A 14,889-nucleotide genomic window follows, 5' to 3' on the forward strand; every position below is an offset into this window, starting at 1 on the left:
GCTCCCCGGCAAAGCCCAGCGGGGTTTTGGGGGGGGCGACCCCGCCGAAGCCGGGCTGGGCGAAACCACCCTGCTGTCGGCGATCTGAAGGACCATCTGCTTCGCGGCTTACGCCGCTCCTACAACTGCGGCTGATGCGTTGCTTGGAAGGCTTCTGCCGAGCATGGCTCGGCACTACGTAACGCCGCAAAACAAAGGCCGCCTTGCGGCGGCCTTTGCTCAACATCAAAGCGATCAAGCCGCTCAGTGCATCATGTGGTGATTCATGTTCCACATGACCCACAGCGTGCCCAGCACGATGATGCCGATCACCACCAGGGTGAACATGCCGGCATTGACGTTCCAGCGGGCAGCCGAGGAACGGTCAAGGTGCAGGAAGAACACCAGGTGCACCAGCAGCTGCAGAATGCCTGCAACCACGATCACCGCGCCGGTGGCGAAGCTGGACATGCCACCGCTCATCACCACCCAGAACGGGATGATGGTGAGCACGGCTGCCAGCACGAAGCCGATCAGGTAAGACTTGACGCTGCCGTGGCTCTCGCCAGCGGCACCGTGTGCATGATTGTCATGTGCGGACATTACATCGCTCCCGACAGATAAACGACAGAGAACACGCCAATCCAGACCAGATCCAGGAAGTGCCAGAACAGGCTCAGGCACGCCATGCGGGTCTTGTTGCGCGGGGTCAGGCCATCCTGCTTGAGCTGGACGAACATCACCGCCAACCACAGCAGACCAGCGGTCACGTGCAGACCGTGGGTACCCACCAGGGCGAAGAACGCCGACAGGAAGGCACTCTTGTCCGGGCCGTGGCCGTTATGGATCAGGTGGTTGAACTCCCAGATTTCCATGCCCATGAAGCCGGCACCCAGCAGCCAGGTGATGGCCAACCAGAAGAACATCAGGCCCTGCTTGGACTGGTGCATGGCGATCATGCCCAGGCCGAAGGTCAGCGAGGACACCAGCAGCAGCGCGGTTTCCCACGCCACGAACGGCAGCTCGAACAGGTCCTTGGCCGACGGGCCACCATTGGTGCCGCCGGACAAAACCACATACGTCACGAACAGGGTGGCGAAGATGAGCAGATCGCTCATCAGGTACACCCAGAAACCGAAGACGGTGTTCTCGCTGGTGTCGTGATGCTCGTGATGGTCATCGCCATGGTCCGCAGCGTGCGCTGCGGAACCGTGGGTCATCGTGTGGGCGTTCGTGCTCATGCCTTCACCTCGGTCTTCACCAAGCCCTGAGCTTCCAGGTGCTTACGGTGTTCGTTCTCGATACGTTCCACCTCGGCAGCCGGCACCCAGTAATCCACGTCCTTGTCGAAGGTACGGTAGATGAAGGTGGCGATCATGCCGACCAGGCCGATGATGGCCAGCACCCAGATGTGCCAGACCATCGCAAAACCCAGCACCAGGCTGAACGCGCCGATCACAACGCCAGTGCCGGTGTTCTTCGGCATGTGGATGTCGCTGTACTTGGCCGGCTTCTGCCAGGCTTCGCCGCGCTGCTTGCGGTGCCAGAATTCGTCCAGCTCCTCACCCTTGGGCAGGGTAGCGAAGTTGTAGAACTGCACCGGGGAAGCGGTTTCCCACTCCAGGGTACGGGCATCCCACGGATCGCCAGTCAGGTCAGCGTTCTTCTTGCGGTCGCGGATGGACACGGCGATCTGGATCACCTGGCACAGGATGCCGAGGGCAATGATCGCGGCGCCGACAGCGGCAACGATGAAGTACGGCTGGTAGTCCATGTTCGGGTAGCTCTGCATACGACGCGTAGCACCCATGAAGCCCAGTGCGTACAGCGGCATGAAGGCCACGTAGAAGCCGATGAACCAGCCCCAGAACGCGCGCTTGCCCCAGGTTTCATTCAAGGTGAAGCCGAACATCTTCGGCCACCAGTAAGTGATACCGGCAAACATGCCGAACACCACGCCGCCGATGATGACGTTGTGGAAGTGGGCAATCAGGAACAGCGAGTTGTGCAGCACGAAGTCGATGGCCGGGATCGCCAACATCACGCCGGTCATGCCGCCGATGGTGAAGGTGACCATGAAGCCGATCGTCCACAACACCGGCGAGGTGAAGTGCACGCGGCCGCGGTACATCGTGAACAGCCAGTTGAAGATCTTCACGCCGGTCGGGATCGAGATGATCATCGTCGTGATGCCGAAGAAGGCATTGACGTTGGCACCCGAGCCCATGGTGAAGAAGTGGTGCAACCACACCAGGAACGACAGCACACCGATCGCACAGGTGGCGTAGACCATGCCCTTGTAACCGAACAGGGTCTTGCGCGAGAACGTGGCGATCACTTCAGAGAACACACCGAATGCCGGCAGCACCAGGATGTAGACCTCGGGGTGGCCCCAGATCCAGATCAGGTTGATGTACAGCATGGCGTTGCCGCCACCATCGTTGGTGAAGAAGTGCGTACCCAGGTAACGGTCCAGGGTTAGCAGCACCAGGGTGATGGTCAACACCGGGAAGGCAGCAATGATCAGCAGGTTGGTGACCAGGGCGGTCCAGCTGAACACCGGCATGTGCATCAGCTTCATGCCCGGGCTACGCATCTTGAGGATGGTGATGAAGAAGTTGATACCGCTCAGCGTGGTACCCAGGCCGGAGACCTGCAGCGCCCAGATGTAGTAATCCATACCTACGCTTGGACTGTATTCCAACCCTGACAAGGGCGGGAACGCCAACCAGCCGGTCGCGGCGAATTCACCGATCCACAGCGAGATCATCATCAGGCCGCAGCCTGCAACGAACAGCCAGAAGCTCAGCGAGTTCAGGAACGGGAAGGCAACGTCGCGGGCACCAATCTGCAGCGGCACCACCAGGTTCATCAAACCGGTGATCAGCGGCATGGCCACGAAGAAGATCATGATCACGCCGTGGGCGGTGAAGATCTGGTCGTAGTGGTGTGGCGGCAGGTAGCCTTCGGCACCGCCAGCGGCAACCGCCTGCTGGGCACGCATCATGATCGCGTCGGAGAAGCCGCGCAGCAGCATCACGAACGCCACGATCAGGTACATCGCGCCGATCTTCTTGTGGTCCACCGAGGTGAACCACTCCTTCCACAGGTAGCCCCACAGCTTGAACTTGGTGACCGCGGCTACAACAGCCAGGCCGCCCAGCATCGCGCCGATGAGGGTGGTGAGCACGATGGGATCGTGCGGCAGTGAATCAAGAGAGAGTTTTCCAAGCATCGTCATTCTCCCGAGGCGCCATGGCCGGCATGTGCGGCTTCGGCGGGCTCGTTGGCAGTGTGACCGGCGTGGCCGTCAGCCGTGGCGGCAGCAGGCGCAGCGGCGGTAGGAGCCTCGTAGCCCATGGCAGCGTGGTCCATCGCGTCATGGCCCATCGCAGCGTGGTCCATGGCTTCGGCCTGCATGGCCTCGTGGCCAGCACCTTCGTGCGACATCTTCTTGCCATCGTGCTTCATGCCGAAGTGGTGGTTCTCACCGGCGTGCTTGGCAATGATGGTGTCGAACAGGCCCTTCTCGGTGGTGCCGTAGTAGGTCACCGGGTGCCAGTCGTGGTTCTGCTCGGTGGTGAGTTCGGTAAATGCCTTCTGGTCCATGACCTTGGCATCGCCGCGCACCTTGGCCAACCAGGCCTGGTATTCCTCGTTGCTCACCGCATGCGCGGTGAAATGCATCTTGCTGAAGCCTGCACCACTGTAATGCGAGGAGCGGCCTTCATAGCTGCCTGCCTCGTTGGCGATCAGGTGCAGCTTGGTTTCCATGCCGGCCATCGAGTAGATCATGCTGCCCAGATGCGGAATGAAGAACGCATTCATCACCGTATCGGCGGTGATCTTGAAGTTCAGCGGGGCATCAACCGGGAAGGTCAGCTCGTTGACCACGGCGATGTTTTCTTCCGGGTAGACGAACAGCCACTTCCAGTCCAGCGAGATCGCTTCGATCACCACCGGCTTGGTATCGGACTCCAGCGGCTTGTACGGATCCAGCGCATGCGAAGAACGCCAGGTCAGCACGGCCAGGACCAGGATGATCATGCACGGGATCGACCAGACCACCACTTCGATGGCGGTGGAGTGAGACCAGTTGGGCTCGTAACGGGCCTTGGTGTTGGATGCGCGGTACTTCCACGCGAACACCAGCGTCAGCACGATCACTGGGATGACCACCAGCAACATCAGCACCGTACAGGTGATCAGCAGCGTGAGTTCATCCCGGGCGATCTGGCCCTTGGGGTCAAACAGGGCCCAGTCGCAGCCCGTCATCATGACGGCCATAGCGACAATGAGGCCCGGACGCAAAAAGCGTCCAAGAGTTTTCAACGGAATCATCGGTCGATCCAATTGCGAGGGAGAGCCGGACCTGGCAAGCCCATACATGCAAACGCAAACAAGCGCCCGGGGATTGCCCACCGGGGAGACATGTAGGGGGTTGTCAGATTTCAGCCCCGCAATTTTAGGCCTTCACACACCACTTAAGAAAGGGATTGACAATGATTTCGCGCAGCAAAAGCGGGCAACTCCGTGCGACACGTTGTCGCACCTGTGCCGTGCATCGGACAGATCCGGCAAAGCCCGCCACTGATTGCGGCGGCGCTCGGCCCTACTTCACCCTACTCAGCACTGACATCGAGCGCGTTCATGTGGCCCGAGGCTGCCCATCCGGCCCGCACCTGACATCAGTGTATGCGCCTGCCCGCAGATCCATGACAGCCTGGCTCGTTCAGGATTATGAGCAAGATGACGACCCGGCGCGATGACGCGACGTCACATGTTCAACAGCGAACCGCAAGATAAGCCCCGCCGAGGTCGCAAGCACTTGGGTTGAGCTCGCCCATCGCAGCATTGCCGACGCCATCACCAGCAGCCGGGCAACTGCAGCAGCGACCCAGCCGTTTGTACGCAAGCCACCAGCCCAGCGCCGCCCACAGAAAAGGCCCGCGCGGGGCGAGCCTGATCTGGTGCCGGAAATAGGAATCGAACCTACGACCTACGCATTACGAATCGCTGCGTGCGCACAGTGCCATGATTTGGTATCAGATGGCCTAAGTGCGCTTACATCAAGGAAAAACCGCGACCTAATGAGGCTTCAGGGGCACTTACGGCGCGTCTGAACACGGCACCTTGTGGTGCGAAACCGTGTCCGTGCCGTGGCCCCGCCACCCACGGAGCCAGCATGAAGTCGAAGATCACCCAGTCCCTCGTCGAGAGGGCGACCCGGCCCGAGCCGGGCAAGTCGGTCCTGTACGCCGACACCGAGATGAGGGGGTTCTACCTCATCGTCACCCCCACCAAGCGCAGCTTCTACGTGCAGTCCCTCGTCAACGGCCGACAGGTCAGGACGAAGCTGGGCGACCACCCGGCGATGGACGCCAAGCAGGCCCGCGACGCCGCACGGCAGACGCTGGTCGGCATGCGCGGCGGGGTCAACCCGAACGAGGAGCGCCGCCGGGCGCGCGCTCGCGGGATCACCCTGCGCGAGGCGCTCGACCTCCACCTTGCGGCCAAGCCGCTGTCCCCGAGGACCAAGGACGACTACCGCTACAACTGCGAGCAGTACCTGTCCGACTGGCTCGACCGCCCACTGGCCGAGCTCGGTGCGGACCGTTCGGGCGTGCGCGACAGGCACCGCCGCATCACCGAGCGGCACGGCGCGCCCTCGGCGGACAACGCCTTCCGCATCTTCCGCGCCGTGTACAACCGCGGCCTGCGAGAGCACCCGGACCTGCCGCCGAACCCCTGCGGGAACGTTGATTACCACGGGCTGCGGCGGCGCAAGGTGGACGCCCCCGCGGACAGGCTCAGGGCGTGGGGCAAGGCGGTGCTCGGCCTCCACCCGGTGCGGCGCGACCTGCACCTGTTCATGGTACTCACGGGCATGCGACGCACGTCGGCATGCGAGGCCCGCGCCTCGGACCTGGACCTCGCCTCAGGGCGCCTGCACGTGCCCAAGCCCAAGGGCGGATCGACCCGAGCGTTCGACCTGCCGCTGTCAGGGCCGCTCGCCGACCTGCTCGGCAACCGCGTCGAGGAGAACCCGCGCCTCCACCGAAAGACGCCGTGGCTGTTCCCCGCCGAGTCGAAGTCGGGGCACGTCGCCGAGGTCGCGCAGCACGAGCTGGACGGCCTCACGGGGCACGCCCTGCGGCACACGTTCGCCACGCTGGCGGTGCAGGCGGGCGTCCCGCTGCTTGAGCTGAAGTACCTGCTCAACCACGCGGCGAGCAACGTCACGATGGGCTACATCCACGTCGGCCCCGAGCACCTGCGCAAGCACCAGGAGACGGCGTCGCGCTACATCCTCGAACAGCTCGGCCTTGAGCACGAACCCGGAACCTGGCCGCCGAGGCCCAAGGAGTAGCCGCACGGCCTCACCAGGCGGCCCGTGTCGCGTCGGGGTCCGCACGGCCTGATACCGAGCAACCCGGACGAAACCGGACGACCCGGACTCACCGGGGAGTCCGGGTGCAATGCTGGTATCAACGCGCAAACACCTCTGGCAGTATTTGATTCGTCGGCGCCACCAGCCGCCGACGCCAGGCTTTCGGTGGCCTACAAGACCGAGACCCGCCCCGCCGACTGAGGGGAGCAAACGGGTCCATCTCTGCGACGCAAAGCAGGCAGTCCCCGCAAGGCACGTCGCTGTGCGGGGATCGCACCTGCACGGAGTCCAGAAGATGGCATACGAACCCAAGAAGTTCTCACCCGCGGAGCTCGCCGAGCTCCACGCACTACCCGACGACTCGCTGCTGACTGCCCAGGAGGCGGCGGCCTTCCTGCGCCTGAAGTACGGCACCCTCGCGTGGTACCGATGCGAGGGCGGCGGCCCGAAGTTCACCCGCGTAGGCCCGAAGCTGATCCGCTACCGCCTGGGCGACCTGCGCGACTACGCGAAGGGCCAGCCGATGGGTGCAGGGGTCCGGCGCGCCGCGACCGCGATGCTGGCAGCGCGCACCGCGAACGCGGAGGGCTGACCATGGATGCGACAAAAGAAAACGCCCACGGCGTGCAAGACCGTGGGCGCAGGGGTACAACCGACCGGGAGAGTGAGCTGTCCAGGACTCACGGGATTAATGATGCCGTGGGGTCTGCTGTCGCGACGCCATCATTTGAGGCCGCGACCGACTACCGCCGCGCCCGCCTCGACCTGATCCCCCTGCGCCGCCGCGACAAGATGCCCGCCGACAAGCGCTGGCAGGATCGCAGCTACGACCGGGGCGAGGTGCTGGAGCGCGCGAGGCGCGACGGCCTGAACCTGGGCGTGCGCCTGCCCGCAGAGGTGGTCGTCGTGGACGTGGACCCGCGCAACTTCCCGGCGGGGCGCGACAGCCTGGCCGAGCTGGCAGCGGCCTTCGGTCTGCCACTCGCATCGGCACCGCACGTCCTGACCGGCAACCTGGACCACCCCGGCCACCACTACTACTTCCTCAAACCCGCAGGCGCCGTGCTGCTGGACAGCCTGGACGGCTTCGAGGGCGTCGAGTTCAAGTCGCTCGGCCGCCAGGTCGTCATCCCCGGCTCGGTGCACCCGACCGGCGGCCTGTACCAGTGGGCGCCGGACTCGCCCCAATTGGGCGACATGCCGGACTTGCCCGCACGACTGGTCGAGGCGGCGCGCAGGCCAGAGAGGAAGCGCAGCGCGGGCGCCGGTGAGATCAACCCGGAACAGCTCGCCGACTCGCTGGAGCACCTAGAACCGACCGACTATCAAAACCACGAGCGCTGGCTGGAACTGATGATGGCCTGCCATCACGCCACCGACGGCGAGGCGCGGCAGGAGTTCATCGCCTGGTCCACGTCGGACCCGAGCTACGCCGACCACGATTGGATCGTCGGGCGTCGATGGGACTCGCTGCACGCCGACCGCGACGGCGCCGTGACCATCGCGACCCTGCGCCGCCACCTCAACGAGGCAGGAACCGACATCGCACCGCCCGACGCGGCCGGCGACTTCGACGTGTGGGACGAAGTCGAACCCGCCGACGAGCGCAGCCGCTGGAATTTCCTGTCACTGGACGACGTGGAGGCGCTGCCGCCCCCGAGGTGGCTGGTGCCCGGCGTGCTGACCGAGGGCAGCCTCGCAGCCATCTACGGCGCGCCGGAGTCCGGCAAGTCGTTCCTCGCCGTGGACATGTCGATGGCCATCGCGGGCGGCATCGACTGGCACGGACGGGAGGTCGAGCGTGGCGGCGTCCTGTACATCGCTGCGGAGGGTGCACCCGGCCTGGGCAAGCGCTTCCGCGCCTGGAAGCTGGACAGGTGCGCCCAGGGCCGAAGGTTCGACCTGCACCTGATGCGCGATGACCTGAACCTAGCGGCAGAGAAGGATGGCGGCGCACGCGCGTTCGCCCAGGCCGTGGCCGACGAGCTTGGCCCGCTGCGCCTGGTCGTCATCGACACCCTGAACCAGACCGCAGCCGGCGCCGATGAGAACTCGGCGAAGGACATGGGCCGCTACATCGCCAGCATGAAGCTGCTGCGCAACGCCACTGGCGCCACGGTGGTCGTGGTGCACCACTCGGGCAAGGACCTGGGCAAGGGCATGCGCGGCAGCTCGGCGCTGCTGGGCGCGATGGACACCACGGTGGAGGTGGAGCGCGCCAGCGACGGGAGATCGATCAAGGTTGCGGTGAAGAAGCAGAAGGACGCCGAGCGCGAGTCCCCGATGCGCTTCAACATGGAGAAGGTGGGCGACTCCCTGGTGCTGCGCCCCACCGTGATGGACGCTGCGCCGGGTGACTTCGGCGGTGGGATGGACCCGATCCTGGAGCTGGCGCGCCAGGAAGCGAACGAGCGCGGCGGCAGCATCCCGCTGAAGGAGATGGCCGCGATCATCTGCGAGCGGGACGGCGTCTCCGACAAGACGGCAAGGCGAAAGATCGAGCAGGCTGTGCCCGACGGACGCAGCAACGCTAGGGCGTCTATCGACGGGTTCATGGTGTGGCTGGAGCCGATCGATCCCCGCAACCCGAAGCTCGGAATCCTGGTCAGGACGGAGGGGTGAAAGCGCGATTTCGATTGTCACGGGGCGCGACTTTCGGAGTTCGATTTTCGCGCCCAGTGACAATCAGATTGTCGCCGAAAGTCAGTTTCGATTGTCAGCGCGACAATCTAAGTGCGGCAAGCACTTAGGCCGCTTTCGGCCACTCGATTGTCAAAGCGAAAGTCACTGGCGGATTCGATTGTCACGGCGTTCGTCAGTCTATAGACGACGAACGTGACAATCAGACCGACAATCGAAAACCGAACCCCTCCACGTCATCGAAAACACGTGGACGGATGCGTCCAACCGCGCGCCAGACCTCTCCCTCACGCGCGAGGAACCAGGCCGCCTAATCATCGATTCGAGGGCCGACGCATCCCAAGCGGCTGATCCGAAAGAACAAGTGCTGGCGTGCCTCGCGCGCATGACACGGCACGATCAAGTTCAACACCACCTTTCGGGAGTCGGGCCGTGGCCACGAAGAAGTTCACCCCCGAGGTGCAGGAGCTGTTCCTTCAGATTCTGGAGGACACCGCGTCGCCGAAGCAGGCGGCCCAGGTGTGCGGCATCTCCAGGCGCCTCGCGTTCGAGTACAAGCAGAACGACCTGGACTTCAGGCGCCGCTGGGAGCAGTCCATCCAGATCGCGATGGATGCCCTGCTGGAGGAGGCGTACAGGCGCGCGGTAGTCGGCGTGGACGAGCCCGTCATCTACCAGGGCCAAGTCTCGACGGCGCGCGACCCACACACAGGTGAGGAACGCGCGCTCACGGTGAAGAAGCACAGCGACCGCCTGCTGGAGGTGATGCTCAAGTTCCACTACGGCGACGAGATGGCCGAGCGCCTGCGCGTCAAGGTCGAGGACACCGGGCTTTCTGCGGAGGGGCTGCTCCGCATGCCGACCGAGGAGCGCGCGCAGCTCGTCGCGCTGCTGGGCAAGTACAACGCTAACAAGGAGCAGGACGATGAGTGAGAACCTGAGCGTCGCCGAGGCGCTCCAGCAGGTCGCCCAGATCGACGGGATGCTGGACGCGATCCAGAGCACCGCGCCCGAGACCGTGGCATCCCTGAGCGGGCGCGACGCGCTGGCCCGCAAGTCGGAGATGACGTGCATCGGCCCGGTGCCGAGGCTCGACGTCGCCACCTGGGAGCGCATGTCGCATGAGTACGAGGGTACCCGTGCAAACGGCAGCGTCAACCGCGGGGACTAACGGGCACGCGGTCGCTGTCGAGGTGGACGGAGTGCGATACCCCTCGGCCAGACGGGCGGCCGAGGCGGTCGGCCTGAGCATCACCGCAGTGAACGGCCGGTGCCACTCCGACAAGTGGCCCAGCTATCGCTGGCTCGGCGCGACGCCAGGCCCGCGCAGGCACTTCGGGTCCTTCGACGAGCGGCGGATCGCCAAGCCCCTCATCGAATCCGAGCCGTGGCCGAACGACAACGGCGCGCGACGCGCCCCCGTGATGGATCCAAACTTCGACCCGCCCAAGGTCGTGCGCAGCATCGGATGGCTCCGCTGCATGTGCTGCGGGCGCTTCACCTTCTCTGAGGACGTGGTGCGCGTGCGCCTGTGCGAGGAGTGCGGTGGGCTGGGCAGCGCGCCGGCCAAGGACGCCTAACCCTGCGCCGTCACTTGAAGCCCGCCTTGCGGAGCATGTCCTTGAGCTGCTTCTCGACGGCGGTCTTGGCCTGCGAGGTCGCCTGCCGCATCACGTTGCCGTACGTGCCGCTCGCTCCGCACCTTGAGCACTTGATCGTGTCCGAAGCCTTCGGGTTCTTGGGCATCTCGAACTTGTCACTTCCGCAAGAGCATTTGACGCCGACTTGAGTGGTGCTCATTGCTAGGTCCTATGCGGGGCGGCAACGGAATGTTGCAGGGGTAGTGAAGCGGAACCAGGTCTCAAATCCTGCGACGGCTTCAGCCCTCTGACATTCCATCGGCGGGCGACGCGACGCCAAGCCCATGAATCGCAAGCCGCAGTTGCGGCGGCAGCTCCGGGGGAACACGTCCGGAGAACGATGGCGTTCGCGCCCAACGCTCCGCGACACATTGCAGGCATCCGGTCAGCGCACAGGCGCGCGTGACCAGCGCCTCGGCTTGGTGCACTCGCTCGTGACAGGCGACCGGAGGACCACAACCCACCGGAGCACACGAGCCATGAAGATCACCCTCAGCGACACCCCCCTCCTCAGCACCCAGCAGATCGGCGAGCTCGCCTCGACCCTCGACCTGCTGCACAAGCGCACCGTCAAGACGATCGAGCGCCTCCAGGCCGACATCGCGACCCGCAAGCAGCAGATCGCCGCGCGCTGGAAGAGCGCCCCCGGCCTGTCGGGCGGCGATCTCGCGCGCTTCGCCGAGAACGAGACACTCGCCACCGTCCGCGAGATCAAGGACAACTCCCGGGCCGAGCTCGACAAGATCATCAAGGACGCTGGCGCGCCGCACGCGCAGCTCATTGGCCAGCGCCAGTTCTACGACTCCCCGGCGAAGGTCCTGGCCCGCGCCGCGCTGGGCGACCCCAAGCGCACCGAGTACCTCCAGCAGCTCCAGCACGCCGGTCCGGCCGAGCTCGGCCACATGGCCCAGGTCGCCGTCGGCACGGGCAACGTGGCCCTGGGCTCGGCCGTGCTGTCCCTGATCGACCGCCTGCCCACCAAGGACCGCCCGGTCGGCCCGGTCGAGCTGGCGACCGCGATGAAGCAGGACGACTTCCTGAAGGTGCAGGAGTACATCAAGCTGGGCGACGCGCGCCTCCAGGGCATCCTGGTCGCCATCCGCGCCTGGAACGCCGGCAAGAGCAACCCCCTCGGCGCGGTGCAGCTCGCGATGCGCGAGCGCGACATCGACCACGACCTGATCGGGGGCGACGGCGATGACTGACCGACGCGCCCACTACCCCGCGTGCCACCCGGCGATGCTGGCCCTTGCCGCGCTGGTCGCGGCGATGCAGCACAGGTGCGACCCGTTCCCCGAGCTTGAGGCCGCCGCCGCCCGCAACGGCGTGGCCGTCGGCTCCGAGGAGTTCGACGAGGCCGCGGCGCTGGCCGGGCAGCCCTACTGCCGCGCCTTGGACCTGTACGTGGACCGCGAGACCAAGCGCAGGGCGGACGCCCTAGGGTCGGGGATGGCCCACCTAGCCTTCCTCCCGGCCTGACCCCGGCAAACGCGGCCGGGCCAGGGTGCCCGGAAGACATGGTGGTCCGGCCGTGTTTCGGAGGGATGTCCTGACGGGCATCCCTTCTTTTTCATGGGCTTAGGTAGTCCTACCCACCGACAGGCTATCAGGCGCTTAGTCCTATCTTTTCAACTCTGCGACGGTTACAAGCTCCTGGACCACGACCCTGAGGTCCTGTACTAGCTTGTCTATGTCCTTCCTCTGCGCAATGTAACGTCGGCTGTGAGCCGAAAGGTCACCTACATCTTTCAGGCGGGGGAGCGCCTGCTTAGTATTTCTGCTCAAGTTCCAGGAAGTCTCCGCAAGTGTGACCGTTATCAGGTCACGCAAGAACAGGAAATCTCCGCTCGCGCCCTTGATCTTGTCAGAGATTCCATGCTTCTCAAAGGACTCGATGATGAGCGTCTCTACCAGTCGCCGAATCATTACCGCGCAGGCGTCGTACCAGCCACTGGCGTACGCCCCGTTTATCTGGTGCACGACTCGCTCGATGTACCCGCGGGAGTTCCTGACCAGCGAGAACATCACGACATGATCGTCGGGGCTTGGTGCGCCTTCCTCAGGGGGCGGGTTCCTCTCTCTGACCGCGTCCCGCAGCTGCCTGACGCCGCCCAGCGCGCTCTCGATGTCCATTCAGCCTACCCCTTGAGAGGCAGGTGCTTTGCCATGCTCTCGAAGATCTTCTCGATCTGCTCTGGGCTGCTGTCGGGCGAGATGTGGATCTGAATGTCCACGTGCAGCTTCGGGCTGAAGACAGGCTTGCCTCCTGTGCCATGCGTCTCAACAACTGGCGGAGGTGGAGGCGGCGCGGTCTTCTCTATAGGGGGTGGTACCGCCTTCTTCGTGGGCGCGGGTGTCTTCGCTGCCTTGGGCTTGTCAGTGCCGTTCTTCGGCTTGGCAGCCTTCTGCTCCTTCGCCTTGGACACGTCCGCCTCGAGCAGCATTGCGAAGGTTGCGCCATACGCCCTGGCGGCGGCCTGGCCCACCTTCGCATCTCTAGCGAACCAGGCCTCGACGGCCTTGATGTCGATGTTCTGCGGATCATGGAAGATGTCTCGAAGCTCCTGCGGGTACACCTTCTCGAAGATCTTCTCGCACACCTCTGCGTACTTGGTGTCGTCCCGCCAGTCGTAGGCTAGGTCTGTCGGCTTGTTGTCCTCGCCGATCAGCCCAAAGGCCCTGAGCGGCGGGATGATGTTCGCGCTGGCCGATGCCTCGCTCATCCCGAGGGCTGTGGCAACGTAACTGGGAGACACCCTCTCGGGGGTCCGCTGCTTGAACTTCTCCCGCAGCAGGAACCAGTTGTTGCGTGGAATCTTCGGGTAACCCTTCTTCTCTTCTGCCATTCCAATCCCCCTCGGCGTGCTGGGCCCACCCGGCCCGTTCTTTACATACTTTTACCACGCCAGCATATTGAACGCAGGGAGTCTCAATACCTGAGAAAGAAAAGCACCTACAGGGGGCTCCCGTGTCCAGCGAACCGCGACCTAATGCCTACGTGTCCACCAACACGTAGGAGAACGCCATGAAGCTGGAAGCAATACCCACCAAGGAACTGCTGGCCCTGCACAACCGGATCGCAGACAAGCCAGCGGGACCCAAGACTTTCGCGACGAGGACGAAGCTAGTCGCGCGGATCGAGCAGATCGCGGCCGACAAGAACATCGACCTGGCCGCGCCCGGGCAGCCGAAGAAGCCCAAGGTGACCGAGAAGCGCGCACAGCCGAAGGCCGAGGTCGCCGAAGCGCCCGAGGCCACCGAGAAGAAGCCGCGCGGTCTCGGCGTCGGCGCGCTCGCACGTGCGATCCTGATGGACCCTACGGGCTTTCCGCACGCGCTGGTGGCCGAGATGGTCAACGCGCAGATCGAGGGCGCGGCCGCGACAGCAAAGAGCGTGCGCTGGTATGCCAACGACATGCGCAAGAAGGGCGTCGAGGTGCCACCCCGCCGGAAGCACCACCCAGCCGACATGGACGAGGAGCAGTCAGCCGAGGCGCTGTCCACCGTGCGCGTGGTCGAGCCATCCGACGGCTGACGGCGTTCTCCGGTCGTGTACGAAAAAGGGCCACCTTCGCGGTGGCCCTTTCATTTCATCGCCTTGTGCGCGATCGCGTCCCGATGGTGGATCAGGCGGCTACCAATCGTCGGAGGCCGCAGCGTTGCCCATGCTCGCTTGGATTCTTTCCCCGAGCTTCAACAGTTCGGGCCCGATCTTCTCCATATCCGAGCGCTGGTTTACTGGGCCATCGTGCGCTGGCGTCACTATGCCGGACCCGTAGCTCGCGGGCCACGCGAGATGGACGTTGGTGAAAGTCAGTCGGAACCTACCGTCCTTCGACTCCACGCGCATGGTGAAGGGAACGGTCCAGTCCGCTTTCGCCATGCATGAGAACGCGCCTCCACAGGGATAGTTGATGATCCCGTTCCCGATAATCGTCCCCTCGTCCCTGTTCTCATACTCGATGACGGCCTTCGCCGACTTGAAGTTCTCCGCGATCCACATCCTCGCAGCGCTGTACACCTGATTCTTCGTGTAGCCGGGCACCTCGAACACCTGCACGACCGTGCGGTCCTCCTCCGTAAGCGGCACCCTCTTCGCCGACGCCAGCCCCGATGCGGCCGTCAAGAGAAACGCCGCGATAAATACCCCGAACCACTTCATAGGCTCCCCCTCTGTGAACGTGCCCCAGCGCAGATATGCCATGCCCCCGATGACCTGTCAGTAGCCACCCTGCGATG

The 14,889-nt window shown here is 64.4% G+C and carries 17 protein-coding genes; 9 read left to right on the forward strand and 8 right to left on the reverse strand.

Annotated elements, in window-relative coordinates; all coding sequences use genetic code 11:
* Positions 1 to 243: 243 nt before the first annotated feature.
* Genes cyoD through cyoA form a run of 4 tightly spaced genes read right to left on the reverse strand, consistent with a single transcriptional unit; the run spans position 244 to position 4,320 of the window.
* Entirely contained in the window at positions 244 to 582 is a 339-nt protein-coding gene (gene cyoD, locus QMX78_RS15355) for a cytochrome o ubiquinol oxidase subunit IV (protein ID WP_282271076.1), read from the reverse strand.
* Positions 582 to 1,199: a cytochrome o ubiquinol oxidase subunit III gene (cyoC, locus tag QMX78_RS15360; protein WP_282271109.1), complete on the reverse strand. Its 618-nt coding sequence runs from the start codon at positions 1,197 to 1,199 to the stop codon at positions 582 to 584. The genes cyoD and cyoC overlap by 1 nt, the downstream gene beginning before the upstream one ends.
* Before the next feature lie 17 nt (positions 1,200 to 1,216).
* Positions 1,217 to 3,214: a cytochrome o ubiquinol oxidase subunit I gene (gene cyoB / locus QMX78_RS15365; protein WP_282271078.1), complete on the reverse strand. Its 1,998-nt coding sequence runs from the start codon at positions 3,212 to 3,214 to the stop codon at positions 1,217 to 1,219.
* A gap of 2 nt (positions 3,215 to 3,216) precedes the next feature.
* A complete protein-coding gene (gene cyoA, locus QMX78_RS15370) occupies positions 3,217 to 4,320 on the reverse strand; it encodes a ubiquinol oxidase subunit II (RefSeq protein WP_282271080.1) in 1,104 nt (367 codons plus the stop codon).
* Between the two features lie 844 nt (positions 4,321 to 5,164).
* On the opposite strand from cyoA, the gene QMX78_RS15375 reads away from it, so the two are divergent.
* From QMX78_RS15375 to QMX78_RS15400, 6 genes are all read left to right on the forward strand, one after another.
* Positions 5,165 to 6,349 carry a tyrosine-type recombinase/integrase gene (locus QMX78_RS15375; RefSeq protein WP_282271082.1) on the forward strand — a complete coding sequence of 395 codons (1,185 nt, stop codon included), beginning with the start codon at positions 5,165 to 5,167 and terminating at the stop codon, positions 6,347 to 6,349.
* A gap of 316 nt (positions 6,350 to 6,665) precedes the next feature.
* Entirely contained in the window at positions 6,666 to 6,962 is a 297-nt protein-coding gene (locus tag QMX78_RS15380) for a helix-turn-helix domain-containing protein (RefSeq protein ID WP_116904700.1), read from the forward strand.
* Positions 6,963 to 6,964: 2 nt separating this feature from the next.
* Positions 6,965 to 8,992: an AAA family ATPase gene (locus QMX78_RS15385; protein ID WP_282271088.1), complete on the forward strand. Its 2,028-nt coding sequence runs from the start codon at positions 6,965 to 6,967 to the stop codon at positions 8,990 to 8,992.
* A gap of 450 nt (positions 8,993 to 9,442) precedes the next feature.
* Positions 9,443 to 9,943 (forward strand): hypothetical protein, encoded by a 501-nt coding sequence (locus tag QMX78_RS15390; RefSeq protein ID WP_282271091.1) that lies wholly within the window; start codon positions 9,443 to 9,445, stop codon positions 9,941 to 9,943.
* Positions 9,936 to 10,181 (forward strand): hypothetical protein, encoded by a 246-nt coding sequence (locus QMX78_RS15395; RefSeq protein WP_282271093.1) that lies wholly within the window; start codon positions 9,936 to 9,938, stop codon positions 10,179 to 10,181. Before QMX78_RS15390 ends, QMX78_RS15395 begins: the two co-directional genes overlap by 8 nt.
* On the forward strand, positions 10,132 to 10,590 hold the full coding sequence (locus QMX78_RS15400; RefSeq protein ID WP_343239281.1) for a hypothetical protein: 459 nt from the start codon (positions 10,132 to 10,134) through the stop codon (positions 10,588 to 10,590). Before QMX78_RS15395 ends, QMX78_RS15400 begins: the two co-directional genes overlap by 50 nt.
* Positions 10,591 to 10,600: 10 nt before the next feature.
* Here the strand turns inward: QMX78_RS15400 and QMX78_RS15405 are convergent, their stop codons facing one another.
* The gene (locus QMX78_RS15405) at positions 10,601 to 10,810 is read right to left on the reverse strand and encodes a hypothetical protein (protein WP_282271097.1); all 210 of its coding nucleotides are present in this window, start codon (positions 10,808 to 10,810) and stop codon (positions 10,601 to 10,603) included.
* A 319-nt stretch (positions 10,811 to 11,129) separates the two neighbouring features.
* On the opposite strand from QMX78_RS15405, the gene QMX78_RS15410 reads away from it, so the two are divergent.
* Complete coding sequence (locus tag QMX78_RS15410) at positions 11,130 to 11,855, forward strand: hypothetical protein (RefSeq protein ID WP_282271099.1); 726 nt, start codon at positions 11,130 to 11,132, stop codon at positions 11,853 to 11,855.
* On the forward strand, positions 11,848 to 12,129 hold the full coding sequence (locus QMX78_RS15415; RefSeq protein ID WP_282271101.1) for a hypothetical protein: 282 nt from the start codon (positions 11,848 to 11,850) through the stop codon (positions 12,127 to 12,129). The genes QMX78_RS15410 and QMX78_RS15415 overlap by 8 nt, the downstream gene beginning before the upstream one ends.
* Before the next feature lie 141 nt (positions 12,130 to 12,270).
* Here QMX78_RS15415 and QMX78_RS15420 read toward each other — a convergent pair whose 3' ends face one another.
* Positions 12,271 to 12,783: a hypothetical protein gene (locus QMX78_RS15420; RefSeq protein WP_282271102.1), complete on the reverse strand. Its 513-nt coding sequence runs from the start codon at positions 12,781 to 12,783 to the stop codon at positions 12,271 to 12,273.
* Positions 12,784 to 12,788: 5 nt separating this feature from the next.
* Positions 12,789 to 13,496 carry a DUF5343 domain-containing protein gene (locus tag QMX78_RS15425; protein ID WP_282271103.1) on the reverse strand — a complete coding sequence of 236 codons (708 nt, stop codon included), beginning with the start codon at positions 13,494 to 13,496 and terminating at the stop codon, positions 12,789 to 12,791.
* A gap of 179 nt (positions 13,497 to 13,675) precedes the next feature.
* On the opposite strand from QMX78_RS15425, the gene QMX78_RS15430 reads away from it, so the two are divergent.
* Positions 13,676 to 14,185 carry a hypothetical protein gene (locus QMX78_RS15430; RefSeq protein WP_282271105.1) on the forward strand — a complete coding sequence of 170 codons (510 nt, stop codon included), beginning with the start codon at positions 13,676 to 13,678 and terminating at the stop codon, positions 14,183 to 14,185.
* A gap of 99 nt (positions 14,186 to 14,284) precedes the next feature.
* Here QMX78_RS15430 and QMX78_RS15435 read toward each other — a convergent pair whose 3' ends face one another.
* Positions 14,285 to 14,854, reverse strand: a complete 570-nt coding sequence (locus tag QMX78_RS15435) for a DUF4468 domain-containing protein (RefSeq protein WP_282271107.1) — start codon at positions 14,852 to 14,854, stop codon at positions 14,285 to 14,287.
* Between the last annotated feature and the right edge of the window lie 35 nt (positions 14,855 to 14,889).

This window comes from Stenotrophomonas sp. PS02298, from assembly GCF_029959445.1.
In the GTDB taxonomy this organism is placed as follows: Bacteria; Pseudomonadota; Gammaproteobacteria; order Xanthomonadales; family Xanthomonadaceae; genus Stenotrophomonas.